General features: G+C 61.8%; 21 protein-coding genes. 15 read left to right on the top strand and 6 right to left on the bottom strand.

The genetic code is table 11. The annotated features are described in order from the left end of the window. Nucleotides 1–156 precede the first annotated feature (156 nt). A complete protein-coding gene (locus MOP87_RS00320) occupies nucleotides 157–798 on the bottom strand; it encodes a peroxiredoxin (RefSeq protein ID WP_028688182.1) in 642 nt (213 codons plus the stop codon). A 161-nt stretch (nucleotides 799–959) separates the two neighbouring features. Further along, a complete protein-coding gene (locus MOP87_RS00315; protein WP_027914131.1) occupies nucleotides 960–2,294 on the bottom strand; it encodes an OprD family porin in 1,335 nt (444 codons plus the stop codon). A gap of 490 nt (nucleotides 2,295–2,784) precedes the next feature. Here MOP87_RS00315 and tauA point away from each other — a divergent pair, with 490 nt between their 5' ends. The 4 genes from tauA to tauD are packed head-to-tail and all read left to right on the top strand — an operon-like array spanning nucleotide 2,785 to nucleotide 6,287. Continuing rightward, a complete protein-coding gene (gene tauA, locus MOP87_RS00310) occupies nucleotides 2,785–3,756 on the top strand; it encodes a taurine ABC transporter substrate-binding protein (protein WP_128611017.1) in 972 nt (323 codons plus the stop codon). A gap of 27 nt (nucleotides 3,757–3,783) precedes the next feature. Then, nucleotides 3,784–4,569: a taurine ABC transporter ATP-binding subunit gene (tauB, locus tag MOP87_RS00305; protein ID WP_145279323.1), complete on the top strand. Its 786-nt coding sequence runs from the start codon at nucleotides 3,784–3,786 to the stop codon at nucleotides 4,567–4,569. Next, complete coding sequence (tauC, locus tag MOP87_RS00300; protein ID WP_028688185.1) at nucleotides 4,566–5,405, top strand: taurine ABC transporter permease TauC; 840 nt, start codon at nucleotides 4,566–4,568, stop codon at nucleotides 5,403–5,405. Before tauB ends, tauC begins: the two co-directional genes overlap by 4 nt. A gap of 48 nt (nucleotides 5,406–5,453) precedes the next feature. Continuing rightward, on the top strand, nucleotides 5,454–6,287 hold the full coding sequence (gene tauD / locus MOP87_RS00295) for a taurine dioxygenase (RefSeq protein ID WP_027914135.1): 834 nt from the start codon (nucleotides 5,454–5,456) through the stop codon (nucleotides 6,285–6,287). Nucleotides 6,288–6,367: 80 nt separating this feature from the next. On the opposite strand, the gene betT is transcribed toward tauD, so the two are convergent. Next, nucleotides 6,368–8,329, bottom strand: coding sequence for a choline transporter BetT (gene betT / locus MOP87_RS00290; protein WP_165919275.1), 1,962 nt, complete (start codon nucleotides 8,327–8,329; stop codon nucleotides 6,368–6,370). A gap of 306 nt (nucleotides 8,330–8,635) precedes the next feature. Next, a complete protein-coding gene (gene epsC, locus MOP87_RS00285) occupies nucleotides 8,636–9,568 on the bottom strand; it encodes a serine O-acetyltransferase EpsC (RefSeq protein WP_027914137.1) in 933 nt (310 codons plus the stop codon). Between the two features lie 274 nt (nucleotides 9,569–9,842). On the opposite strand from epsC, the gene tcyJ reads away from it, so the two are divergent. The 9 genes from tcyJ to MOP87_RS00240 all read left to right on the top strand — a co-directional run bounded on the left by tcyJ (nucleotide 9,843) and on the right by MOP87_RS00240 (nucleotide 18,748). After that, nucleotides 9,843–10,637: a cystine ABC transporter substrate-binding protein gene (gene tcyJ / locus MOP87_RS00280; RefSeq protein ID WP_242809990.1), complete on the top strand. Its 795-nt coding sequence runs from the start codon at nucleotides 9,843–9,845 to the stop codon at nucleotides 10,635–10,637. Beyond that, on the top strand, nucleotides 10,634–11,302 hold the full coding sequence (tcyL, locus tag MOP87_RS00275) for a cystine ABC transporter permease (protein ID WP_206405237.1): 669 nt from the start codon (nucleotides 10,634–10,636) through the stop codon (nucleotides 11,300–11,302). The genes tcyJ and tcyL overlap by 4 nt, the downstream gene beginning before the upstream one ends. 2 nt (nucleotides 11,303–11,304) lie before the next feature. Then, nucleotides 11,305–12,063, top strand: a complete 759-nt coding sequence (gene tcyN, locus MOP87_RS00270; protein WP_027914140.1) for an L-cystine ABC transporter ATP-binding protein TcyN — start codon at nucleotides 11,305–11,307, stop codon at nucleotides 12,061–12,063. A 285-nt stretch (nucleotides 12,064–12,348) separates the two neighbouring features. Then, on the top strand, nucleotides 12,349–13,590 hold the full coding sequence (locus tag MOP87_RS00265; protein ID WP_196128498.1) for an SfnB family sulfur acquisition oxidoreductase: 1,242 nt from the start codon (nucleotides 12,349–12,351) through the stop codon (nucleotides 13,588–13,590). A gap of 49 nt (nucleotides 13,591–13,639) precedes the next feature. Next, the gene (locus tag MOP87_RS00260) at nucleotides 13,640–14,821 is read left to right on the top strand and encodes an SfnB family sulfur acquisition oxidoreductase (protein WP_125922446.1); all 1,182 of its coding nucleotides are present in this window, start codon (nucleotides 13,640–13,642) and stop codon (nucleotides 14,819–14,821) included. Beyond that, nucleotides 14,821–16,212 (top strand): LLM class flavin-dependent oxidoreductase, encoded by a 1,392-nt coding sequence (locus MOP87_RS00255; protein ID WP_145279319.1) that lies wholly within the window; start codon nucleotides 14,821–14,823, stop codon nucleotides 16,210–16,212. Before MOP87_RS00260 ends, MOP87_RS00255 begins: the two co-directional genes overlap by 1 nt. Next, complete coding sequence (locus MOP87_RS00250) at nucleotides 16,205–17,002, top strand: MetQ/NlpA family ABC transporter substrate-binding protein (RefSeq protein ID WP_242809989.1); 798 nt, start codon at nucleotides 16,205–16,207, stop codon at nucleotides 17,000–17,002. The genes MOP87_RS00255 and MOP87_RS00250 overlap by 8 nt, the downstream gene beginning before the upstream one ends. Nucleotides 17,003–17,007: 5 nt before the next feature. Further along, a complete protein-coding gene (locus tag MOP87_RS00245) occupies nucleotides 17,008–18,114 on the top strand; it encodes a methionine ABC transporter ATP-binding protein (protein WP_242809988.1) in 1,107 nt (368 codons plus the stop codon). Further along, entirely contained in the window at nucleotides 18,104–18,748 is a 645-nt protein-coding gene (locus MOP87_RS00240; RefSeq protein WP_027914146.1) for a methionine ABC transporter permease, read from the top strand. Before MOP87_RS00245 ends, MOP87_RS00240 begins: the two co-directional genes overlap by 11 nt. A 38-nt stretch (nucleotides 18,749–18,786) precedes the next feature. Here the strand turns inward: MOP87_RS00240 and dibA are convergent, their stop codons facing one another. Continuing rightward, complete coding sequence (dibA, locus tag MOP87_RS00235; protein ID WP_242809987.1) at nucleotides 18,787–20,682, bottom strand: phosphodiesterase DibA; 1,896 nt, start codon at nucleotides 20,680–20,682, stop codon at nucleotides 18,787–18,789. Between the two features lie 208 nt (nucleotides 20,683–20,890). Between dibA and desA the strand changes: the two genes are divergently transcribed. Together desA and MOP87_RS00225 are read left to right on the top strand one after the other, a co-directional pair. Next, nucleotides 20,891–22,075 (top strand): delta-9 fatty acid desaturase DesA, encoded by a 1,185-nt coding sequence (gene desA, locus MOP87_RS00230; protein WP_027914148.1) that lies wholly within the window; start codon nucleotides 20,891–20,893, stop codon nucleotides 22,073–22,075. Nucleotides 22,076–22,203: 128 nt separating this feature from the next. After that, a complete protein-coding gene (locus MOP87_RS00225; RefSeq protein ID WP_027914149.1) occupies nucleotides 22,204–23,190 on the top strand; it encodes a sensor domain-containing diguanylate cyclase in 987 nt (328 codons plus the stop codon). A gap of 75 nt (nucleotides 23,191–23,265) precedes the next feature. Here the strand turns inward: MOP87_RS00225 and gabT are convergent, their stop codons facing one another. Next, the gene (gene gabT, locus MOP87_RS00220; RefSeq protein WP_023535755.1) at nucleotides 23,266–24,543 is read right to left on the bottom strand and encodes a 4-aminobutyrate--2-oxoglutarate transaminase; all 1,278 of its coding nucleotides are present in this window, start codon (nucleotides 24,541–24,543) and stop codon (nucleotides 23,266–23,268) included. Nucleotides 24,544–24,712 lie beyond the last annotated feature (169 nt).

The raw sequence follows: 24,712 nt of genomic DNA, 5'->3' as shown, positions 1-24,712 counted from the left end.
AGGACGACATTATCAGCATCTTTATATATCTATAAATCATATTTAATTCTTTATTTATTCGATTTAGGTATTTACTGGCCAATTTTTTGTCAAAAAAAAGGGTCGTCGAAACGGCCCGAAAATCCCTGCTTGGCTAAGCGCTATGCAACACAGTATTCACGCTCGGTTCGGTTGAGGCGTCAGACGCAGATAGGGTTTGACCGCCTTGTAGCCTTTTGGAAAGCGTTGCCGGATCTCTTCTTCGTCCTTGAGCGAAGAAACGATCACCACGTCGTCGCCGTCCTGCCAGTTGCCTGGCGTGGCGACCTTGTGCGAATCGGTCAATTGCAACGAGTCGATGACCCGCAGGATCTCGTTGAAGTTTCGCCCGGTACTGGCGGGGTAGGTAATCGTCAGGCGAACTTTCTTGTTCGGGTCGATGACGAACAGCGAGCGTACGGTGAGGGTATCGCTGGCATTTGGATGGATCAGGTCGTACAGATCGGACACCTTGCGGTCGGCGTCGGCGAGGATCGGGAAGTTGACCACGGTCTGCTGGGTTTCGTTGATGTCGTCGATCCAACGGTGATGCGAGTCGACCGGGTCGACCGACAGTGCAATGGCCTTGACTCCGCGCTTAGCGAATTCATCCTTGAGCTTGGCCGTGAGCCCCAATTCGGTGGTGCATACCGGGGTGAAGTCGGCAGGGTGCGAGAACAGCACGCCCCAGCTGTCGCCCAGCCATTGGTGAAAACGGATCTTGCCTTCGCTGGAATCCTGTTCGAAATCCGGGGCGATATCGCCGAGTTTGAGGCTCATGGGATGCAGCTCCTGTGCTGGGGTGCCTGTGGAATGAATGTGCCTGAATTTCTTCAACCTTAAAAAGAATAAATAAAGCTTTGTTAATGCTTTTTATGCATAACAAATTTCGCTCACAAAAAAGCCTCGCATCAGGCGAGGCTCTTTAATGTGGCTACGGCTTACAGGAAATTGTAAGTGTAGTTCACGATGAAACGGGTCTGGTCCTGATCGGCCAACGAGCTTTCACCGGTGCCGCGGTATACACCGTGGCGCAGGCTCGCACCCAGGCCTTTGAACGTGCCTTCCTGGATGACGTAGTCGATCCGGGCGTCACGTTCCCACTCGCTGAAGTGGCCATTGCCGCTGGCGTTCTTGCCGTCTTCACCCTTGAGGTAGGAAACCGAAGCCTTCAGGCCCGGTACGCCGAGGCGCGCGAAATCGTAGGCGTATTGACCGAATGTGGTGTTCTCACCGGCCTTGGCGAACTGGTTGATCATGCTGTCGGTGAACAGGTAGAAGCTGGCGCCGCCGGCGCCTTCGAGCGAGGAACGCGAACCGTCCTTGCGCACGCTACCCTGGTTCAACCAGACGAAACCACCGTCGTCGTTGACGCGCTGGTGACCGAGCATGAGCGAGTGACCGCCCAGGGTGTAGGTGAACATTGCCGACCAGGTCTTGTTGTCGACCTCGCCAGGCGTCTTGGCAAAGCCGCCGTTGTTGTTGAAGGTGTAGCCCGAGTCACCGTTACGGCCATCGCTGCTGCTGTTGAAGTAGCGCAGGTCAGTCTTGAACGACTGGTCGTCAGCGATCTTGAAGACGTGGGTAGCGCCCAGGAAGTGCTGCTTGTAGAAGTCTTCCAGGTTCGAGTAGTAGTACTGCAGGGTCAGGTCTGGGGTGAGCTTGTAGTCCAGGCCGCCATAGCGGAACTTGTTGCTGTCACGGAAGGCGCCGTTGACCGACAGGCCGGTGCGGTTGCTCGAGGCGCGGCCCATGGCGTGGGTCAGCTGACCGGCGTTGATGGTCAGGTTGTCGATTTCCTTCGACTGGAGGGTGCCACCTTCGAAGGTCTGCGGCAGCAGACGGCCATCGTTGGAGACCAGGATCGGCAGGTTAGGCGCCAGGGCGCTGCCGTAATGGACTTCAGTCTTGGAGAACTTGGCCTTGGCGTTGGCACCCAGGCGAGCCCACTGGCTGACGGCGGAGCCGTCGGAATCGCTTGGGAAGAAGCTGCTGTTGTCAGGGTGTTTGCCACGGCCGCCATCGAGGTGGATGCCCCACAGAGCCTGGGCGTCTACACCGAAACCAACGGTGCCCTGGGTGAAACCGGACAGGTAATCCAGTTTGAAGCCCTGGCCCGATTCACGGTTGTCGGCGCCGCCGTCACGGTTGTCGCCATTGAAGTACATGGTGCGCGAGCTGACCGACAGCTTGCTGTCTTCAACGAAACCGGCAGCACCTGCTTGTTGGGCGAGAACACCCAGTGCCACGGCCATGGCCAGGCTGGACTTGTACATGCTTTGCTCCTCTACGTTCTAATTTTTGTGTATCTCAGGCGGCCGGGTCTGTTGCCCCGCTCACCGTGGATGGGCGATTTAGTCCCAAAGCGTGACCCTTTAGTCAATCATTTCTAAACGTTTCGCGACTTTGGTCTAAGGCGCCAACCTACGCTACAGGATAATGACAATCCTATAAATCCAAAATGACTGTTTTGTGAATCGGTAAGACTTTTAAGGAATATGTAAGGAACCATTACTGCATTTTGTTGTAGCAAGGGGGTTCTCATAACCCCCGGCTATTTGCAATCGTTTGCTCATAACCTCATTCCAATTGGATCTATAGGGACGCTGAGCCTAGCAGCGTCGCCTGATTTTGCCATTGCGCGTGGTCAAGCATCGACCAAGGGTGCCAAACACGCGCTAAGCTAATTCTTAAAAGTTATTTATTTTTAGTTTTTTAGATCAATTAGCCTTAGCTCATGCATCCTTTACCCGATGAGAGCTAACCATGAACCCGCACCGCACCCTGCGAATTCTCAGTACCTTAGCCCTTGCTGGCGCCAGCTGGATGGCCCAGGCGTCAGACTTGACAGTGGCGTATCAGACGACGGTCGATCCTGCCAAGGTGTCGCAGGTCGATGGCGACTACGAGACGGCGACCAAAGCCAGTATCGACTGGCGCAAGTTCGACAATGGTGCCGATGTGATCACCGCCGTTGCCAGTGGGGACGTGCAGATTGGTTATCTGGGCTCCAGCCCATTGGCAGCCGCCGCAACGCGCAAGCTGCCGATCGAGACGTTCCTGATCGCCACGCAGATCGGGGCCGGCGAAGCGCTGGTGGTGCGCGATGAAATCAAGACACCCCACGATCTTGTGGGCAAAAAAGTCGCCGTTCCCTTCGTGTCGACCGGACACTACAGCCTGCTGGCAGCACTCAAGCACTGGAACATCGATCCTGCCAAGGTGCAGATTCTGAACCTGACACCGCCCGCGATCATCGCGGCATGGAAACGTGGCGACATCGACGCCACCTATGTCTGGGATCCTGCGCTGGGCGTGGCGAAGGAAACCGGCAAGGTGCTGATCACCTCGGGCGAGCTGGGCAAGGCAGGGGCCCCCACCTTCGACGCCTGGATCGTGCGCAAGGACTTCGCATCCAAGCACCCCGACGTGGTCAGGGCCTTCGCGCAGGTCACCCTGCAGGCGTATGCCGACTACCGAAAGGACCCACAAGCCTGGCTGGCGAACCAGGACAACGTCGCCAAGTTGGCCAAGCTGTCCGGCGCCAAGCCTTCGGACATCCCGGTGTTGCTGCAAGGCAACGTCTACCCGCTGGCCGCAGACCAGGCCAGCGCCCTGGGTGCGCCCACTACCCAGGCCCTGACCGACACGGCCACGTTCCTCAAGCAGCAAGGCAAGGTCGAGGCCGTATTGCCGGACTACAGCCCCTACGTCAGTGCCCAGTACCTCCCCCACTGAATTTGCAGCCAATGACAGGAGCCTGACATGGCCTTGCTCGAACTGGAGCGCATCAGCGCACAGTACCCTGGTGCCGCGAGCCCGGTGCTGGCCGACATCACCCTGAGCGTAGGGCCGCGGCAGTTGCTGGTGGCGCTTGGGCCCTCGGGCAGCGGGAAGACCTCGTTGCTGAACCTGATCGCAGGATTCGTCAGCCCCAGCGCGGGACGCATCACGCTCGACGGCGTGCCCGTGCAGGGGCCAGGGGCCGAGCGTGGCGTGGTCTTTCAGGATGATGCCCTACTGCCCTGGCAGAACGTGCTGGGCAATGTCGCCTTCGGCCTGGAACTGGCCGGCGTGCCACGCGCGGCACGTGAAGCCAGAGCCCGCGAGATGCTCGCCCTGGTCGACCTTGCAGAGTTTGCCGAGCGGCGCATATGGCAGCTTTCAGGCGGCCAGAAGCAGCGCGTGGGCCTGGCCCGTGCATTGGCCGCCGACCCTGGCGTACTGCTGATGGATGAACCGTTCGGTGCCCTGGATGCGTTCACCCGCGAGCACATGCAGACGCTGCTGCTGGATATCTGGCAGCGCGCCGACAAACCTGTGTTCCTGATCACCCATGACATAGAGGAGGCCGTGTTTCTCGCCACTGAGTTGGTGCTGCTCGCACCCAGCCCAGGGCGCATCGTCGAGCGGCTTCAATTGGACTTCGGCCAGCGTTACGCCAACGGCGAGCCGGCGCGGGCGATCAAGTCCGACCCGCGCTTCATCGAAGCGCGCGAGCATGTGCTGGCCCGGATCTTTTCCCACCGTCAATCCCAGGAGCGCGCATGAGCAGCATTGATATACCAGCGGCCAGTGAGCCCACTGTTCAATCAGCACCTGCCGCCAGCGGGGCTCGCTTGCTGCCCACCCGTTGGATCAGCGCATTGACCCTGGCGAGCCTGGTGTTGACGTGGTGGTTGGTCACGGCCGCCGGGTGGGTCGAGCCCCTGTTTCTGCCCTCGCCTGCTGACATCACGGCCAAAGCCTGGGTCTTGCTCACCCAAGGCTACATGGATGCCAGCCTGTGGCAGCACCTTGGCGCCAGTCTCGGCCGTATCGGCACAGCATTGCTGGCCGCGGTGTTCACGGCCATCCCGATAGGTATCGCCATTGGTTATAGCCGCGTGGCACGGGGCATCTTCGACCCGTTGATCGAGTTCTACCGGCCTATCCCCCCGCTCGCCTACTTGCCGCTGATCGTCATCTGGTGCGGGATCGGCGAGCTGTCGAAGGTGCTGCTGATCTACCTGGCGATCTTCGCGCCCATCGCCATCGCCACTGCCACGGGCGTGCGCACCACCGACCCGGCCAAGCTGCGAGCCGCGCAATCGCTGGGTGCGACCAGGGCCCAGCTGATTCGTCACGTGATCCTGCCCAGTGCGCTGCCCGACATTCTGACAGGCATTCGGATTGGCCTGGGCGTCGGTTGGTCGACGCTGGTAGCGGCCGAACTGATCGCCGCCACCAGCGGCCTTGGCTTCATGGTGCAGTCGGCCGCGCAATTTCTGGTCACCGATGTGGTGGTGCTGGGCATCCTGCTGATCGCGCTGATCGCGTTCGCGCTGGAGATGAGCCTGCGCGCGCTGCAACGCCGACTGGTGCCCTGGCACGGGCAAAGCCACTGAACCCTACCGCTCGTGCGCCCGCAAGGGCGCCTGCCTGAAGAGACCGACATGAGCCTGACCATTACCCCACTCAGCCCGGCGCTGGGCGCACAGATCGGCGGCGTGGACCTTGCCCGCGACATCAGCGACGAGGTGCGCGACGCCATAGAACACGCGTTGCTTCGCCATCAGGTGCTGTTCTTCCGCGACCAGCCCATCGCCCCCGCCCAGCAGGCGCGTTTTGCCGCCCGCTTTGGCGACCTGCACATCCACCCCATCTACCCCAACGTACCCGATACGCCCCAGGTGCTGGTGCTCGATACTGCGGTCACTGACGTCCGCGACAACGCCGTTTGGCACACCGACGTGACCTTTCTGCCGACACCGGCCCTGGGCGCAGTGCTCAGTGCCAAGCACTTGCCGGCCTATGGCGGCGATACCCTGTGGGCCAGTGGCATTGCAGCTTTCGAGGGATTGTCAGCGCCGCTGCAGGCGATGCTGGTCGGGCTGACGGCGACCCACGACTTCACCAAGTCATTCCCGTTGGAGCGCTTTGGCACAACTCCGCAGGATCTGGCGCGCTGGGAGCAGACCCGGCGTGAAAACCCACCCTTATCTCATCCGGTGGTACGCACGCATCCAGCCAGCGGGCGCCAGGCACTGTTCGTCAACGAGGGGTTCACCACGCGCATCAATGAATTGAGCGAATCGGAAAGTGAGGCACTGCTGAAGCTTCTTTTCGCTCATGCCACCCGGCCAGAGTTCACGATCCGCTGGCGCTGGCAGGAAAACGACGTAGCGTTCTGGGACAACCGCGTCACCCAGCATTACGCAGTGGACGACTACCGGCCGAACCGGCGGGTGATGCACAGGGCAACCATTCTGGGCGATGCGCCCTATTAGCCGGAGGGCGCTTAGTCGGAGAGAGGCGGGGCGATCCTGGAAGGCCGAGCCATGAGGCTCGCCCTTCCAGGACGGGGCGATCAGCGCACCAAATGCAGGAACTGCATGTGCCGTTCGTACTGGTCGAGGATGTCGTTGATGATCTGTTCCTTGCTGTAGCCCACCAGGTCGTAATTCTGGCTGCCTTCGCTGAGGTAGACCTCCGCCCGGTAATAGCGACGGTTCTTCAACTCATGGGCACCCAGGCCACCACGGGCGAACGAGGGCGTGAAGTAACCGCGCATCTGCACCTGGTAGATGAACGGCTGTTCATCGCCATGGCCGACTTTCAAGCTGACGTTGTCATGGCTCGGGTCGTCCTGGGTGATCAGCACCAGCCCTTTCTGCTCGAACACCTCACGCACATCGGCAATGGCCGGGCGCACAACATCGTCCATGAACCGGTACACCTCGTCCCGCGAAGGGAAATGCACCGCCTGGCTCAAGCGCTGGCGCCAACCCCCACGGCCTCGGCGTGACTGGGCGAAGGGAGCCAGCGAATGCATCTGCGCGATCTGGCGCTGCGACTCCAGGTAGAAGGCCTTGTGCAGCCCCCACATCATGCACAACAGGATCAGCGAGAAGGGCAACGAGGTGAGCACCACCGCTGACTTCAGCGAGTCGATGCTGCCGGCGAACAGCAAGGCACTGGTCACCAGTGCCGTCATCGCGCCCCAGAAGATGCGCAGCCAGTTCGGGCCGTCCTCGTCTGCATCGCCGCCGGTCGCCGACAGCGTGGACAGCACCACGGTACCGGAGTCTGCCGACGTCACGAAGAACACGAAGCTGACGAACACCGTCATGGCAATCACCGCCTTGCTCCACGGGTAGGTCTCCAGCAGCAGGTACAGGCTCATGGACGGGTTGTCCAACGCGGCCTGGCCCAGCGCGGTCATGCCGTGATTGATGACCTGGTCCAGTGCGCTGTTGCCGAAGATCGACATCCACGCCAGGGTGAAGCCAAGCGGAATCAGCAGCACACCGAAGACGAACTCGCGAATGGTCCGCCCACGGGAGATGCGCGCGATGAACAAGCCCACGAACGGCGCCCACGCGATCCACCAGGCCCAGTAGAACACCGTCCAGCCGCCCAGCCACTCACGGTTATCGCCATAGGCATAGACATCGAAGCTCTTGCGCGGCAAGGCACCCAAATAATCGCCCAGGTTCTGGATAAGGGTGTTGAACAGGTGCTGGGTGGGGCCTGCGAACAACACGAAGAGCAAAAGCGAACAGGCCAGGAACAGGTTGATGTCGCTCATCACCCGTACGCCTTTTTCCACACCGGCTACTGCCACGGCTACCGCCGCGCCCATCATCAGCGTGATCAGCACCACCTGCACCCACTGGCTGTGGCTGATGCCGAACAGGTAATCCAGGCCGGCGTTGAGGTGCAGCACGCCAAAGCCCATGTCGGCCCCCAGGCCGAATACCGTGGCGATGATGCCGAAGCCGTCGACCGCATAGCCGATAGGCCCGTTGATGCGCTTGCCGATTAGCGGGTAGAGCGCAGAGCGCAAGGCCAGCGGCAGGTTGTGCCGGTAGGCGAAATAAGCCAGCGCCATGCCGACGAAGGCAAAGACACCCCAACCGTGCAGGCCCCAATGCAGGAACAGGATCTGCATCGCCTGCCGACCCGCCTCAGCCGTACCCCCTTCACCCTGGGGTGGTTGCAGCATGTGGGTAAGCGGTTCCGAGACGCAGAAGAAGAACAGCGTGATGCTGATCCCCGCAGCGAACAGCATGCCCGCCCATGACAGGTAGCTGAATTCGGGTTCGTCGTGGTCGGCACCGAGCTTGATCTTGCCGTAGCCGGATACGGCGGTGACCACCACGAAGACCAGATACAGCGTCATCGCCAGCATGTAGTACCAGCCTACCGTGTTGGCAGCCCAGTTCTGCGCCGCCAGCAACCACTGGCCTGCACTCTCCGGGTTGATGATGACCACAAGGCCAAAGATGAGGATGAAACTTGCCGCAAAATAGAACACCGGGGGGTTCATGCGGATCTTGCCAGGGGCAAGCGAAGGGGTCGGTGCACTCATGGCGTGGGCACCTCGTCAAAGGACGAAAGACGCATAATTAACGGGTTCAGCAAAGGAATCCTCCTGATGAACACCGGCAGCGGACCAGCGTTTTTTTAATTGAACAAGCGTTCAAGTTAAACATGGTTTGAGCCTCATTGCTAATTGGAGCGCCGATTGGTAATGCCCTGGAAGTACTGTTTGGGCAGCCTTACTTGCCCTGTCGACCCCTGGCTGCAAAGGGGCATGTGACGGTCTGGTGCCTACCCAAGGCACCGTCCAGGGTCACTGTTTGTCCTGACAATCGAGCTGCAGGTTGGCCTGGGTAATGTTGCTGTGCGGCGGCACACTGCGCGTCAACCAGACGTTGCCACCGATGGTGGAACCCTGCCCGATAGTGATACGCCCCAGTACGGTAGCGCCGGCATAGATCACCACGTCATCTTCGACGATCGGGTGACGGGCCAAGCCCTTGTGCAACGTGCCGGACTCATCGCTCGGGAAGCGCTTGGCGCCAAGGGTCACCGCCTGATAAATCCGCACGCGCTCGCCGATGATCGCGGTTTCGCCGATCACCACGCCGGTACCGTGGTCGATGAAGAAGCTTGGGCCGATCTGGGCCCCAGGATGGATATCGATACCCGTTGCCGAGTGGGCCAGCTCAGAACTGATTCGTGCCAACAGTGGCAGCCCGGCCGTGTACAGGTGATGGGCCAGGCGGTGATGGATGATCGCCAGGATGCCGGGATAGCACAGCAGCACTTCATCGACACTGCGTGCCGCCGGGTCGCCGTGATAGGCCGCCAGCACGTCGGTATCGAGCAGTACACGCATGCCCGGCAGCGCTGCGGCAAAGCCCTGGATCAGCTTCAGGGCATGGGCATCGACACCCGCCAGGTCCTCCTTGCCTTGCCGAGCGGCGTAGCGCAGTTCCAGACGCGCCTGCACCAACAACGCATTGAGCGCGGCGTCCAGGGTGTGGCCGACATAAAAATCCTCGCTCTCCTCGCGCAGGTCCACTGGCCCGAGGCGCATGGGAAACAGCGCGCCGCAGAGCTGTTCAAGGATCTGTCGCACCGCTTCGCGCGAGGGCAGCTCCCGGCCACCTTGCTCGCCGCTGCTGCGGCCATTGCGGGTGCGCCATTGCTCACGGGCACCGCGCAAGCCGGCCACGATCCCCTGCAGTTGCCAGTGCCCGGAGGCGGGTTGTTCGCTCACGGTGTGTTCTCCTGCCTTCTAGGCTATCTGTTCTATTGTCGATGCCGTCATTTTGCGGGCAAGCGCCCTGGAACAGGCCTCACCCTCTTTCCTGACACTGGATTGGACCGCCAGAGCAATGACAGCCATGCCAGCCTCGCCTACCCTCAAGATCAATGGACAATTTCCAAACGCATAAATAGGCAAAGTGCGATAATTTTTGACTATTTCCGGCGCTGCGCATCCAACCCTATAGTCGCCATCACTTCATTCACAACACGCTCGGGGCTCAGACATGTCGAAGTTCGCCAAACCGCTACTCAATGCCAGCCTGGCCCTGCTGCTGGGCACAGGCCTGCTTGGCCAGGCCTTTGCCGGCGAAGAGTTGAAGACCATCCAGGAAAAAGGCGTGATCAACGTCGGCCTTGAAGGCACATACCCACCCTTCAGCTTCCAGGATGAAAACGGCAAGCTGACCGGCTTCGAAGTGGAGCTGTCCGAATTGCTGGCCAAGGAGCTCGGCGTAAAGGCCAAGATCCAGCCGACCAAATGGGACGGTATCCTGGCTGCGCTGGAATCCAAGCGGCTGGACATCGTCGTCAACCAGGTCACGATTTCCGAGGAGCGCAAGAAGAAATACGATTTCTCCGAACCCTATACCGTCTCGGGTATCCAGGCGCTGGTGCTGAAGAAGAAGGCTGACCAGCTCGGCATCAAGGGCGCTCAGGACCTGGCAGGCAAGAAAGTCGGTGTAGGCCTGGGTACCAACTACGAGCAATGGGTCAAACAGGATGTGCCCAAGGCCGAAGTGCGCACCTATGAAGACGACCCCAGCAAGTTTGCCGACCTGCGCAACGGCCGCATCGATGCCATCCTGATCGATCGCCTGGCTGCACTTGAATACGCGCAGAAAGCCAAGGATACGCAACTGGCGGGCGATGCGTTCTCGCGACTGGAGAGCGGGGTTGCCATGCGCAAGGGCGAACCTGAACTGCTGGACGCCATCAACAGGGCCATCGACAAGCTCAAGGCGGACGGGACGCTGACCAAGCTGTCCGAAAAGTACTTCGGTGCTGACGTCACCCGATGATCGCTGAAAGCCTGCAACTGGTCGCCGACTCCGCACCCTTTCTGCTCAAGGGTGCGGGTTACACCGTGCTGCTCAGCGTAGGGGGCATGTTCTTCGGATTGGTGCTGGGCTTTGCCCTGGCGTTGATGCGTTTGTCCAAAGTGCTGCCGCTCAACTGGCTGGCACGGATATACGTATCGTTCTTCCGTGGCACGCCCCTGCTGGTGCAGCTGTTCGTCATCTACTTCGGCATGCCCCAGATCGGTATCGAGCTCGACCCGATCCCCGCCTCGCTGATCGGGCTGTCATTGAACATGGCCGCCTACATCTGCGAGATCCTGCGCGCCGCGATCGCTTCCATCGACCGTGGGCAGTGGGAAGCAGCAGCCAGCATCGGCATGACCCGCGTGCAGGCCATGCGCCGGGCGATCCTGCCCCAGGCGCTGCGCACCGCGTTGCCGCCGTTGGGCAACAGCTTCATCTCGCTGGTCAAGGACACTGCGCTGGCCGCCACCATCCAGGTGCCGGAGCTGTTCCGTCAGGCCCAGTTGATCACGGCACGTACCTTCGAGGTGTTCACCATGTACGTGGCAGTGGCCGTGGTCTACTGGGTGCTGTGCAGTATCCTGGCCTACTTCCAGAACCGCATGGAAGCGCGGGTCAACCAACATGATCAGGAGCACTGAGCATGATTGAAGTCAAAGGCCTGACCAAACGCTTCAAGGGCCTGACCGTGCTCGATGGCATCGATGTGACGGTGCAGCCGGGTGAAGTGGTGGCGATCATCGGCCCCAGCGGGTCGGGCAAGACCACCTTCCTGCGGTGCTTGAACCTGCTGGAAACGCCCGATGCCGGGCAGATCAAGATCGGCGCCATCAGCATCGATGCCGACCGGCCCCTCGGCCCGCAACACAGCGCGATACGTCGCCTGCGCCAACAGGCAGGCTTCGTGTTCCAGAACTTCAACCTGTTTCCCCACCGCACGGCCTTGGAGAACGTCATCGAAGGGCCGGTGATCGTCAAGAAAACACCGCGCGACCAAGCGGTGGACCTTGGCCGGCGTCTATTGGCCAAGGTGGGCCTGGCAGGCAAGGAAGACGCCTACCCGCGTCGCCTGTCCGGGGGCCAGCAGCAGCGGGTGGCCATTGCCCGTGCCTTGGCCATGGAGCCGGAGGTGATTCTGTTCGATGAACCCACCTCGGCCCTGGACCCGGAGCTGGTAGGCGAGGTACTGGCGACCATTCGCAGCCTGGCGGAAGAAAAACGCACCATGATCATCGTTACCCATGAAATGAGCTTCGCTCGCGACGTGGCCAACCGGGTCATCTTCTTCGACAAGGGTGTGATCGTGGAGCAAGGTGAGGCCAAAGCCTTGTTCGCGGCGCCGCAACAGGAGCGCACGCGGCAGTTTCTGCGCAAGTTTCTGGGCACGGCTGCTTCTGAGTAAGCCGGCAAAGCCAGCCCGCATTGTAAAAGCACAGCCGTCACTGAGCTCACGCCTGAATCCATGTCGCCTGGTGGCAGGCGACACGCTTCTATATATATTCCAAACCGTTAGTTCATAAATATTTTATAAACCTTTACGGTATATATACCGGACCACCGGACCAGCATACGTCTGTCGCGATCAGCTGTAGCGGCATAACCCACATGTGAGGTCAGCAATGGTCAGGATCACCATCATCCCAGTGCATAACGCCAGGGCATTGCGTGCAGCCAAGGAGCGGCACTGATGTCCAGCCAAGCCCTTATTCCCCCTCGCAGCGTGCTCGACAGCGCACCGCCCGTGCTGCCAGCCAAGGTCCTGCGCAGCGATGCCCAAGCGCTGCAGGCTGCACGTGAAGTCGCCGCTGTCGCGCGCGAACACGCTGCCCGTCGGGATCAGCAACGCGAACTGCCCTGGGCCGAGATCGAACTGTTCACCCGCAGTGGCCTGGGAAGCATCAGCGTTCCCAAGGCCTACGGCGGCCCCGAGGTGTCGTTTGAAACCGTGGCCGAAGTGTTCCGCCTGATCAGTGCTGCCGACCCTGCACTGGGGCAGATCCCGCAGAACCAGTTCGGCATGCTGCAACTGCTGCGCCTGACAGCCACGCCGTCGCAACAGGCCGTGCTGTTTCGCAGCGTGTTGGACGGCTGGCGCATCGGTAATGCGGGCCCGGAGCGCGGAACCAAGGACACCCTTACCCTCAAGGCACGCATCAACCGCGCAGGGGACGGCTATCGCATCAGTGGTGAGAAGTTCTATTCCACCGGCGCGTTGTTCGCCCACTGGGTGGCAGTCAAGGCGCTGGATGAGGAAGGTCGCCAGCGCTTGGCCTTCGTACGCCGCGGCACACCCGGGCTACGCATCGTCGACGATTGGTCGGGTTTCGGTCAGCGCACCACGGCCAGCGGCACGGTACTGCTCGATGACGTTCCGGTAGAAGCAGATCTGGTCATCGACAACTGGCGCCAGCGCGAGGTACCCAATACCCAGGGCGCCGCCTCGCAGCTCATCCAGGCGGCCATTGACGCAGGCATTGCCGAGGCCGCCATCGATGACGCCATTGCTTTCGTGCGCACAAAGTCGCGCCCCTGGATCGAAGCCCAGGTAGACCGCGCCAGCGACGACCTCTATGTCATTGCAGACATCGGCCGCCTGAAGCTTGAACTGCATGCCGCCGAGGCGCTGCTGCGCCGGGCCGGGCAGGTGCTGGACGAGGTCAACGCAGGCACGGTGGATGCCGAGTCGGCCGCCCGCGCGTCGATTGCGGTGGCCGAGGCCAAGGTACTGACCACCGAGATTGCCCTGCAGGCCAGCGAGAAACTGTTCGAACTCGCCGGCAGCCGCGCCACCCTGGCCGAGTTCAACCTCGACCGCCACTGGCGCAACGCCCGCGTGCACACGCTGCACGACCCGGTGCGCTGGAAATACCACGCGGTTGGCGCGTACCACCTCAACGGCACCCTGCCCGCGCGGCATTCCTGGATCTGATTGGTAGCCTCCTGGGCCGCTGCGCGGCCCGGGGCACCGGAGACACACCATGACCACACGCATCATTACCAGCGACGGCGAAGCCCTGGCCGTTGCCTTGGACATCGCCCGACAGCTACGCCCCGACAGCGCGGCGCGCGACCGTGAACGGCGTCTGCCACACCCTGAGCTGGCGCTGTTCACACGCTCGGGCCTGTGGGGTATCAGCGTCCCCAAGGCCTACGGCGGGGCGGGCGTATCCAACGTCACCCTGGCCAAGGTCATCGCCATCATCGCGCAGGCCGACGGCTCGCTCGGGCAGATTCCGCAAAACCATTTCTATGCCTTGGAAGTGCTACGAGTAAACGGTACGCCCGAGCAGCAGCAGCGTCTGTACGCCGAGGTGCTGGCAGGTCGGCGGTTTGGCAATGCCCTGGCAGAACTGGGCACCAAAACAGCCAATGACCGCACTACACGGCTGAGCCGCGAAGGCGAAGGCTTTCGCATCAATGGCCGCAAGTTCTACGCCACGGGTGCGCTATACGCCCAGCGCATACCCACCTCGGTGGTCGATGACCAAGGCGTCCAGCACCTGGCATTCGTGCCTGCCGACAGCCCCGGCCTGCAAGTGATCGACGACTGGAGTGGCTTCGGCCAGCGCACCACCGGCAGCGGCTCGGTGGTGTTCGATAACGTGCCTGTCAGCGCACAGGACGTCGTACCGTTTCAGAGCGTGTTCGAGCGCCCTACCCCGGTAGGCCCGCTGGCGCAAATTCTTCATGCGGCCATCGATACCGGCATCGCCCGTGCAGCCTATGAGGACGCCTTGCATTTCGTGCGGACCCGCAGCCGGCCATGGGTGGATTCAGGCGTCGAGCAGGCGAGCGACGATCCGCTGACCGTCAAGCACTTCGGCCAACTCGCCATCCGCCTGCACGCTGCCGAAGCCTTGCTCGAACGCGCAGGCCATTACCTAGACAGCGCGCGTGACGACAGCACGGCCGAAACCGTAGCCGCAGCGTCCATTGCCGTGGCAGAGGCACGGGCCATCAGCACCGAAATCGCCCTGTCCGCCGGCACCACGCTGTTCGAGCTCGGTGGCAGTCAGGCCACGCTGGCCGAACACAACCTCGACCGCCACTGGCGCAATGCCCGGGTGCACACATTGCACGACCCAGTGCGCTGGAAGTACCACGCCATCGGCAACTACTACCTCAACGAGCAAAACCCACCGCGCCGGGGGACCCTCTGATGGCCCGGCAGATCCTGCTCAATGCCTTCAACATGAACTGCGTGGGGCATATCAACCATGGCCTGTGGACGCACCCGCGCGATACTTCGACCCAGTACAAGACCCTCGAATACTGGACCGACCTGGCGCGCCTGCTGGAGCGGGGCCTGTTCGACGGATTGTTCATTGCCGACATCGTCGGCACCTACGATGTCTACGGCCAGTCGCTGGAGGTGCCGTTGAAGGAATCCATCCAGTTGCCGGTCAACGACCCTCTGCTGCTGGTGTCCGCCATGGCCGCCGTTACCCGCAACCTCGGTTTCGGCCTCACGGCCAACCTCACGTATGAAGCGCCTTATCTCTTCGCTCGCCGCCTCTCGACCCTGGATCACCTGAGCAATGGGCGAGTCGGCTGGAACATCGTCACCGGTTATCTGGACAGCGCTGCGCGCGCCATGGGCCTGACCCAGCAGCCCGAGCATGACCGTCGCTACGACCAGGCCGATGAATACCTCAAGGTGCTGTACCAGCTGCTTGAGGGAAGCTGGGCCGATGATGCCGTGCTGGCTGATCGCGGCCAGCGCATCTATGCGCGCCCCGACAAAGTGCGCAAGGTTCGCCACCACGGGGAGTTCTACGATGTAGAGGGCTACCACCTGTGCGAACCGTCGCCACAACGGACACCGGTACTGTTTCAGGCTGGCAGCTCACCGCGCGGGCTGACGTTTGCGGGCAACCATGCCGAGTGCGTGTTCATCAGCGGCCAGGACAAGGCTTCAACCCGCGCCCAGGTGGACAAGGTGCGCGCCGCTGCCAGAGCTGCGGGTCGCGACCCAATGGCAGTCAAGGTCTTCATGGGCATCACGGTGATCGTGGCGCCCACCGAGCAACAAGCCCTGGCCAAGCACGCTGAATACCTGCGCCATGCCAGCCCCGAAGCCGGCGTCGCGCATTTCGCCGCCTCCACCGGCATCGACTTTGCGGCCTTCGATCTGGACGAGCCGATTGCCTTTAGCCAAGGCAACGCCATCCAGTCGGCCACTCGCCAACTTCAGGACAATGCCTGGACCCGACGCCGCCTGCTGCAACAGCACGCCTTGGGTGGTCGCTACGTCACCTTGATCGGCGACCCCGCGCAAGTGGCTGCTGAGCTGATTGCGTGGGCCGATGAAACCGGCCTGGACGGCTTCAACCTGACCCGCACCGTTACACCGGAAAGCTTCGAGGACTTCATCGACCTGGTGATTCCGCAATTACAGGCGCGCGGCTGCTACAAGACCGCCTACGCCGGCGGCACGCTGCGCGAAAAGCTGTTCGCAACCGACCATCCCTACCTGCCAGCCGACCATCCTGGCTCGGCCTACCGCTTTGCGCCTGCCCCCGCTTTCACCGGAGCCCTGCACCATGCTTGAAAAACTAATTCGTCCCGTTGCGGCCACCGTTATTGCCTTGGGCTTCTCCAGCGCAGCCCTGGCCGAACAGCCGTTGAAGATCGGCACCACGTCAGCCTTCGCCATCCCGCTGGAAGCCGCCGTCGAAGAGGCGCACAAGCAGGGGCTTGAGGTGAAGTTGATCGAATTCAGCGACTGGATAGCCCCCAATGTCAGCCTCAACAGTGGCGACATCGACGTGAACTACTTCCAGCACATTCCCTTTCTGGAAAACGCCAAGGCTGCTGCCGGTTTCGATCTGGTGCCCTACGCCCCAGGCATCATCAACAACGTGGGCCTGTATTCCAAGCGCTACAAAAGCTTCGCCGACCTGCCCGAAGGGGCGAGCGTCGCAATCGCCAACGACCCGATCAACAGCGGGCGAGGCCTGCAACTGCTGGCCAAGGCCGGCTTGATCACGCTAAAACCTGGCGTGGGCTACAAGGCCACAGAACAGGACATCACGGCCAACCCGAAGGAGCTCAAGATCATTCAGGTCGAAGCGGTCCAGTTGGTACGGGCGTATGACGACGCGGACCTGGTGCAGGGCTACCCCGCCTACATTCGGCTGGCCAACAGTTTTGACGCCACCTCGGCCCTGCTTTTCGATGGTCTGGAGAACAAGGAATACGTGATTCAGTTCGTCATTCGCCCACAGAGCAGGAATGACCTTCGCCTGGCCAAGTTCGTCGACATCTACCAGCACTCGCCGGCCGTGCGCGCGGCCTTGGACAAGGCTCATGGCACGCTCTACCAGGCCGGTTGGGAGTGACAGCGATGAGCCAGTCCACTGCACGAGCACTCGAATCCCCTGCCCCACCGCGTCAGGCTGAACACGTGGACCTGCGCCCCGACGTCAGCCAAGCCCATGTGCGGTTCATCGGGTTGGGCAAGACGTATCCAGGCCAGAGCCAGCCGGCGTTGCAAGGCATCGACCTGAACATCCGGCGCGGTGAAATCTTCGGCATCATCGGCCGCAGCGGGGCGGGTAAGTCCTCGCTGTTGCGCGTCATCAACCGGTTGGAGCAGCCTACGCAGGGCCGGGTGCTGATCGACCAGGCGGACATTGCCCGCTACGACGAGGAGGCACTGGTGGCGTTGCGCCGAAACATCGGCATGATTTTCCAGCACTTCAATCTGATGTCAGCCAAGACCGTGTGGCAGAACGTCGAACTGCCCCTGAAAGTGGCCGGCGTTGCCAAGGCGCAGCGCCAGCGCAAGGTACGCGAGCTGCTGCAACTGGTTGGCCTCGAGGACAAGCACGACGTCTATCCTGCGCAGCTGTCCGGCGGCCAGAAGCAGCGCGTGGGCATTGCCCGCGCCCTGGTGCACGACCCAAGCATCCTGCTGTGCGACGAAGCGACCTCGGCGCTGGACCCCGAGACGACCGCCTCGATTCTGGGGCTGCTACGCGACATCAACCAACGCCTGAGCCTGACCATCGTGCTGATCACCCATGAAATGGCCGTGGTGCGCGACACCTGCCACCGGGTTGCGGTACTGGAGCGTGGCCAATTGGTCGAGCAGGGTGAGGTCTGGCAGGTGTTCGGCGCGGCGCGGCACGCCACTACGCGCACGTTGCTGGCGCCGCTGCAACCCACGTTGCCAGAAGCCCTGACCGCGGACATCAAGGCTGCCCCATCGAGCCCCGACAGCGCTATCGTGCTGAAGCTGACAGCGTTCGGCGAGCCCGATCTGACGGCGTTGTTCGCCGAGTTGGGCGGATGTGTGCGGCTGCTGCAAGGGGGTGTGCAGTCCATCGGCGCGCGTACACTGGCGCAACTGATCGTTTCGGTGCAGCACTCGCCCCATGACGCCAGCCGCCTCCTGGAGCGCACTCGGCGCTGGGCCGAAGACGTGGAGGTGCTGGGCCATGTGGGTTGATCGTCTACTGGAGGGTTTGCTCGACACGCTGTTGATGGTCGGCGTTTCTTCGCTGATCGCCTTGCTGGTGGGCGTACCGATGGCCGTCATGCTGGTGACCAGCGACAGGGGCGGCATCTATGCGGCACCGCTGCTCAACCGGGTGCTGGCCGCCTTCGTCAACCTGTTCCGCTCGGTGCCGTTTCTGATCCTGATGGTTGCCCTGATCCCCTTCACGCGGTGGGTGGTCGGCACTACCTATGGGGTCTGGGCGGCCATCGTGCCCCTTACCATCGCAGCTACGCCCTTTTTCGCTCGCATCGCCGAAGTCAGCCTGCGTGAGGTCGACCATGGCCTGGTGGAGGCAGCCCAAGCCATGGGATGCCGACGCTGGCACATCGTCTGGCACGTGCTGCTGCCAGAAGCCCTGCCGGGCATCGTCGGCGGCTTCACCATCACCTTGGTGACGCTGATCAATTCATCCGCCATGGCAGGCGCCATCGGTGCCGGAGGGTTGGGTGACATCGCCTACCGCTATGGGTACCAGCGCTTCGACAGCCAGATCATGCTAACGGTGATCGCCATGCTGGTGGCCCTGGTGGCACTGATCCAGCTGGGTGGCGACCGCCTGGCCCGAGGGTTGAACAAGCGATGAGCGCAGGGTGCGGGCTGGCGCCAAGCCAGCCCCTGGCCTTATTCCCAGCGCAGGTGTTCTGCGGCGACCGGCCGGCCGAACCAATAGCCCTGCCCCAGCTGGCACTGCTCCTGCAGCAGGAAGCTGGCCTGCTCCTGCTGCTCGATGCCTTCGGCATGCACTTGCATGCCCATGCTGCGGGCCAGGGCGATGATTACCCGCACGATCGCGACATCATCTTCATCGCACGGCAGCCCGGCCACGAAGCCCTGGTCGATCTTGAGCTTTTGCACGGGCATGCGCTTGAGGCGTAGCAGCGAGGAATAGCCGGTGCCGAAATCATCGATGGCCAAGGTCACACCCAGCTCGCGCAGACGGTGAAGCTGCTCCAGGGCCACTTCCGGGTCTTCCATCACCGCACTTTCCGTCACCTCCAGTTCAAGCAGCGCTGGCGCCAGGCCTGTTTCGTGCAGCACATCGGCCACCTGCCGGTACAGCTCATGCTGGCCAAACAGCCGGCTCGAGATGTTCACGGCCACGAATGCCAGGGGGCGGCCTTCTCGCTGCCAGCGCACCATCTGCAGGCACGCCTGGCGTAGCACCCAGGCATCGATTTCGGCAATCAGCCCGGTGCGTTCGGCAATCGGGATGAACTCACCGGGGGGCACCAGGCCCCGCTGGGGATGCTGCCAGCGGACCAGTGCCTCGACCCCCACCTGACTGCCCGAGGCCAGGTCATGCACGGGCTGGTAGAACACGCGCAGCTCGTCCTGCTCGAGGGCGCGGCGCAGTTCTCCCGCCGTTTCCACACGCAACTGGGCGTGCGCGGTCAGCTCTTCGGTGTACAGGGCGTAACAGGCGCGGCCGTTGGTCTTGGCCTTGTACAGCGCCGAATCGGCATTGCGTAGCAACTGCTCGGCACTCAGGGCGTCGCTTGGGAACAGGCTGATGCCTGCGCTGACACTGATGAACAGGCGATGACCCTCGAAGAGGAAGGGCTCGCGCATGCGTTCGATGATGCGCTGAGCCAGTTTTGCCGCCTGCCCCAGATCCTGGCAGTGCTCGGCCAGGACGCCGAACTCGTCGCCGCCCAGGCGCGCCAGGGTAACCCCGCTGCTCACGACTTCACCCAGGCGCACGCCCACCAGCTTGAGCAGCTGATCGCCAATCGTATGGCCGAGCCCGTCGTTGATGCTTTGGAAATGATCGAGGTCCAGAAGCAGCAGCGCACAACCGCGCTTCTTGGCCTGGGCCGCTGCCAACGCCTGCTGGACCCGGTCGGTGAACAACAGGCGATTGGGCAGGTCGGTCAGGGGATCATGGTGGGCCAGATAGGCCAGCTCCTGCTCCGAATGCTTGATGGCACTGATGTCACTGAATACCGCCACGTAATGGCTCAGTTCGCCTTCGTCATCGCAAATGGCGCGGATGGTTTGCCATTGAGGATAGATTTCACCGCTTTTACGGCGGTTCCAGATCTCGCCGCTCCACTCCCCCGTCTCGGTCAGGGCCGCGTAGATTTGCTGGTAGAACGCGGCGCCATGACGCCCCGACTTGAATTTGCTGGGGCGCTGGCCAATGACCTCATCCTGCTGATAGCCGGTGATGCGCATGAACGCGCGGTTGACGTGCACGATCACCCCCTGCCGGTCGGTCACAAGGACGCCTTCCAGGGTGCAGTCGAACACCGCAGCGGCCATGCGCAGGCGCTCACGGTCCTCCCCGCGCAGGCGCGCACCGGCGCCTATGAAGTTCAACAGCCGCACGCGCGAGACGTAGATCAGCAAGGCACTGAGCAACACCCAGACCACGATGTTGATCTGACGCCCCACGGTCAGGGCCAGGGGGTCATCAGTCATGCTCTGCAGCACCACCTCGGCCAGCACCAGCCAGAGGATCGAGAGCACCACATAAAGCGCTGCCATGCGCAAGGCGTCGCGAACGGAAACAGACATGTCGGGTGCAATTGCCCATGAAAAATGTTGGGGGATTATAAAGCTTCTGCTGCCCGACGTGCGGTTAGCGCTTCGCAAAGGCCGCGCGTCAAGGTATGCCGGGCACCGACGCCCGGCTGAAACATGGCGTGGTCAGCTTTGACTGGTTTTATTTCCCGACCCAGGGATAATCGCACCTTTCCCCTGAATCTCGAGGGTATCTCTACCTATGTGGTACAACGGCCTGCTCGACTTGTCGGCCTGGCAACTGGTCGGCATCACTTTGTTGATGACCCATGTGACCATTGTCAGCGTCACGGTCTACCTGCATCGCTATTCCGCGCATCGCGCGCTGGAGCTCAACACCGGGCTCAAGCATTTCTTCCGCTTCTGGCTGTGGCTCACCACGGCGCAGAACACCCGTGAATGGACCGCTGTCCATCGCAAGCACCACGCCAAGTGCGAAACCCCGGAGGACCCGCACAGCCCAGTCTACAAGGGCTTGAGTACGGTGCTGCGCAAAGGGGCCGAGCTCTATCGCGAAGAGGCGCGCAACCCCGAGACCTTGCGCATCTACGGCAAGAACTGCCCGGACGACTGGGTCGAACGCAACCTCTACTCCCGCTACAAGCTGGGCGGTATCGTGCTGATGGCGCTTATCGACCTGCTGCTGTTCGGCACCGCCGGCATCACGATCTGGGCCGTGCAGATGATGTGGATCCCCTTTTGGGCAGCCGGGGTGGTCAATGGCCTGGGCCACGCCGTGGGCTATCGCAATTTCGAATGCCGCGACGCGGCGACCAACCTGGTGCCTTGGGGCATCGTCATTGGGGGCGAAGAGCTGCACAACAATCATCACACCTACCCCAACTCGGCCAAGCTTTCGGTCAGGCGCTGGGAATTCGACATGGGCTGGGCGTGGATTCGCCTGTTCTGCCTGCTGCGCCTGGCCAAGGTCCAGCGCGTGGCCCCCATCGCCCACCGCGTTGCCGGCAAGGCCAGCCTGGACATGGACACCGCCATGGCCATCCTGAACAACCGCTTCCAGATCATGGCCCAGTACCGCAAGCTTGTGATCGGCCCGCTGGTCAAACAGGAGCTGGACCGCGTCGATACCTCGGTCAGCCACCACTTCCGCCGCGCCAAACGCCTGCTGTCCCGTGAAACCAGCTTGCTGGAGGATCGCCACCATGTCCGTATCGAGTCCATGCTGGCGCACAGCCAGGCATTGAAGACCATTTACGAGAAGCGCCTGGCCCTGCAGCAGATCTGGGCGCGGACCAGCGCCAATGGCCACGACATGCTTGCCGCCATGAAGGATTGGGTACACGAGGCCGAGACCAGTGGCATCCACGCCCTGCGCGACTTTGCTTCGCAGTTGAAAACCTATTCCCTGCGCCCGACCGCTGCCTGACCTCCGTTGATCGATACGCCCCGTTCTGGGGCGTAAGCTCAGGAACTTCAACCCTCTGTTTCGACTCGAACTGCCCACATCGGCCGGAAGGTGGCCGCACCTTTACCCGTCGAGCGCGCGCTGTGCACATGGCCAAGAACAATCCCAAGATTCTGACCGGTACTCCTCCCCCCGACGCTGCCCAAACCCTGCTGGCACTGATGCATGCCCAAGGCGAAGTCGCCCGACTCAGCGAACGTGAGCAGTTGTTCAGTTCGTTGCTTGAAAGTGTCAACGCCGTACTGTGGGCCTTCGATTGGGAAACGCGGCAAGTGCTGTACGTAAGCCCTGCGTTCGAGCGCATCTTTGGTCGCCCTGTCAGCCGGGTCATGGCCGATTTCAACGTATGGCGCGACAGCATCTATCCGGATGATCTTGAATTTGCCGAACAGAGCCTGGCCCAGGTACTGTCCACAGGCTCCGTGGAACACCGCGAATACCGCATCCTCAACGGCGATGGCGAGCTGCGCTGGCTGAGCGACAAGTGCTACGTCAGCCAGCAGCCAGGTAGCGATCGGGTGACCATCGTCGGCATCGCCGAAGACATCACCGACAAGAAACGCCTCGAAGGCGAGCTTCAGCGTCTGGCCACCACCGATGTCCTGACCCAGAGCAGTAACCGCCGCCACTTCTTCGAATGTGCCAAGCAGGCCTTCGACAAGGCACGGGAGGACGGTACACCGCTGACTTTCCTGCTTCTGGACATCGACGATTTCAAGAACATCAATGACAGCTACGGCCACCAGGAAGGTGACCAAGTGCTGCAGCGCATTGCCCACAGCGGCAGGACGGTACTGCGTCGAGGTGATCTGTTCGGCCGCATCGGGGGCGAAGAATTTGCCGCGGTATTCCCAGGCTGCACGGCCAAAGTGGCAGAACAGATCGCTGAACGGTTGCAGCGGGAGGTGCAGCGGCTGAGTTTCGGCCAGGAGGGCCAGACCTACAGCGTGACGGTGAGCCAGGGCCTGACGGGTTTGATGGAGGACGACGACACCCTGAACAGCTTGTATGCCCGTGCCGACGCAGCCATGTATCAAGCGAAGCGCCAAGGCAAGAATCAGATCGTTCAGGGATGAGCATCGGCGCCCACCGTCGGTAAATTGCTGACATGAAAAAACCCGCCGAAGCGGGTTTTTTTTAAGCCAGCTACATCAAGCGAGTTCAGCGAAGCACTCTTCGATGATGGCCAGGCCCTTGTCCAACAGAGCGTCTTCGGCGGTCAGCGGCACCAGAATACGCAGGACGTTGCCGTAGGTACCGCAGGACAGCAGGATCAGACCCTTGTCGCGCGCCTTGGCAACGACTTGGGCGACAGCTGCAGCGTTAGGGGTATGAGTGCCTTTCTCGAAAACTTCGACGGCAATCATCGAACCCAGGCCACGCACGTCACCGATGATCGGGTGCTTCTGCTGGATCTCACGCAGACCGGCGGTCAGGCGCTCGCCCACGGCCTTGCTGCGGTCCAGCAGGTTTTCTTCTTCGAATACATCGATGACGGCCAGGGCCGCAGCACAGGCGATTGGCGAACCGGCATAGGTGCCGCCCAGACCGCCCGGTGCAATGGCGTCCATGTATTCGGCCTTGCCGCACACACCGGCCAGCGGGAAGCCGCCGGCGATGGACTTGGCGAAGGTCGTCAGGTCAGGCGCAACGCCCATCTGCTCCATGGCGAAGAAGGTGCCAGTACGGCCTGCACCGGTCTGCACTTCGTCGGCGATCAGCAGGATACCGTGCTGGTCACACAGGGCACGCAGACGCTTCATCAGCTCTTTAGGCGCTGGCAGGAAGCCGCCTTCGCCTTGTACGGGCTCGAGGATGATGGCGGCGATGTCACGTGGCTCGGCGTCGTTCTTGAAGATGCGCTCGACCGAAGCGATGGCATCGTCGACGCTGACACCGTGCAGCTCGCTCGGGAACAGTGCACGGAAGACACCACCTGGCATCAGGCCCATGCCTGCAGAGTACGGCACGACTTTACCAGTCAGGCCCAGGGTCATCATGGTACGGCCGTGGTAGCCGCCGGTGAAGGCGATCACGCCGGCGCGGCCGGTTGCAGCACGGGCGATCTTGACGGCGTTCTCGACCGCTTCGGAGCCAGTGGATACCAGCAGGGTCTTCTTGTCGAAGTCACCTGGCACCAGCTTGTTGATCTTTTCGCACAGCTCTACGTAGGGCTCATACGCCAGTACCTGGAAGCAGGTGTGGCTGACCTTGGTGAGCTGCTCTTGCACCGCTGCAACCACTTTTGGGTGCAGGTGGCCGGTGTTCAGCACGGCGATACCACCAGCGAAGTCGATCAGTTCGCGGCCTTCGACGTCAATGACGGTGGAGTTCTTGGCCGATTCAACGAAAATCGGGTGGATCTGGCCGACGCCACGTGGGACAGCGGCGACACGGCGTTGCATCAAGGATTCGTTGGTCTTGCTCATAATGCCCTCATTGCGCCGTTGAACATGGCGCTTTTATTCGGGGGTAGCTGGGGTTGCCCGCAGTCAGTATTCGTTGATCGACTGCCGCGAACGCCCTGGCCACCAGGTGCTGCAATGTAAAAAAGGCCAGCGGGACGTCGCTCTCGCGCCCCGCTGGCAGAGGTAAAGC

Origin of the sequence: Pseudomonas sp. I3-I5 (assembly GCF_022699445.1) — a bacterium.
GTDB classification, from domain to species: Bacteria; Pseudomonadota; Gammaproteobacteria; order Pseudomonadales; family Pseudomonadaceae; genus Aquipseudomonas; species Aquipseudomonas fulva.
Note: the sequence above shows the minus strand (reverse complement) of the source record. Positions and strands in the feature narration are given on the sequence as shown.

Bases quoted from the DNA above. Each gene is read 5' to 3' on its own strand.
- MOP87_RS00320 (WP_028688182.1), bottom strand. From the start codon at position 798: ATGAGCCTCAAACTCGGCGATATCGCCCCGGATTTCGAACAGGATTCC.
- MOP87_RS00315 (WP_027914131.1), bottom strand. From the start codon at position 2,294: ATGTACAAGTCCAGCCTGGCCATGGCCGTGGCACTGGGTGTTCTCGCC.
- tauA (WP_128611017.1), top strand. From the start codon at position 2,785: ATGAACCCGCACCGCACCCTGCGAATTCTCAGTACCTTAGCCCTTGCT.
- tauB (WP_145279323.1), top strand. From the start codon at position 3,784: ATGGCCTTGCTCGAACTGGAGCGCATCAGCGCACAGTACCCTGGTGCC.
- tauC (WP_028688185.1), top strand. From the start codon at position 4,566: ATGAGCAGCATTGATATACCAGCGGCCAGTGAGCCCACTGTTCAATCA.
- tauD (WP_027914135.1), top strand. From the start codon at position 5,454: ATGAGCCTGACCATTACCCCACTCAGCCCGGCGCTGGGCGCACAGATC.
- betT (WP_165919275.1), bottom strand. From the start codon at position 8,329: ATGAACCCCCCGGTGTTCTATTTTGCGGCAAGTTTCATCCTCATCTTT.
- tcyJ (WP_242809990.1), top strand. From the start codon at position 9,843: ATGTCGAAGTTCGCCAAACCGCTACTCAATGCCAGCCTGGCCCTGCTG.
- tcyL (WP_206405237.1), top strand. From the start codon at position 10,634: ATGATCGCTGAAAGCCTGCAACTGGTCGCCGACTCCGCACCCTTTCTG.
- tcyN (WP_027914140.1), top strand. From the start codon at position 11,305: ATGATTGAAGTCAAAGGCCTGACCAAACGCTTCAAGGGCCTGACCGTG.
- MOP87_RS00265 (WP_196128498.1), top strand. From the start codon at position 12,349: ATGTCCAGCCAAGCCCTTATTCCCCCTCGCAGCGTGCTCGACAGCGCA.
- MOP87_RS00260 (WP_125922446.1), top strand. From the start codon at position 13,640: ATGACCACACGCATCATTACCAGCGACGGCGAAGCCCTGGCCGTTGCC.
- MOP87_RS00255 (WP_145279319.1), top strand. From the start codon at position 14,821: ATGGCCCGGCAGATCCTGCTCAATGCCTTCAACATGAACTGCGTGGGG.
- MOP87_RS00250 (WP_242809989.1), top strand. From the start codon at position 16,205: ATGCTTGAAAAACTAATTCGTCCCGTTGCGGCCACCGTTATTGCCTTG.
- MOP87_RS00245 (WP_242809988.1), top strand. From the start codon at position 17,008: ATGAGCCAGTCCACTGCACGAGCACTCGAATCCCCTGCCCCACCGCGT.
- MOP87_RS00240 (WP_027914146.1), top strand. From the start codon at position 18,104: ATGTGGGTTGATCGTCTACTGGAGGGTTTGCTCGACACGCTGTTGATG.
- dibA (WP_242809987.1), bottom strand. From the start codon at position 20,682: ATGTCTGTTTCCGTTCGCGACGCCTTGCGCATGGCAGCGCTTTATGTG.
- desA (WP_027914148.1), top strand. From the start codon at position 20,891: ATGTGGTACAACGGCCTGCTCGACTTGTCGGCCTGGCAACTGGTCGGC.
- MOP87_RS00225 (WP_027914149.1), top strand. From the start codon at position 22,204: ATGGCCAAGAACAATCCCAAGATTCTGACCGGTACTCCTCCCCCCGAC.
- gabT (WP_023535755.1), bottom strand. From the start codon at position 24,543: ATGAGCAAGACCAACGAATCCTTGATGCAACGCCGTGTCGCCGCTGTC.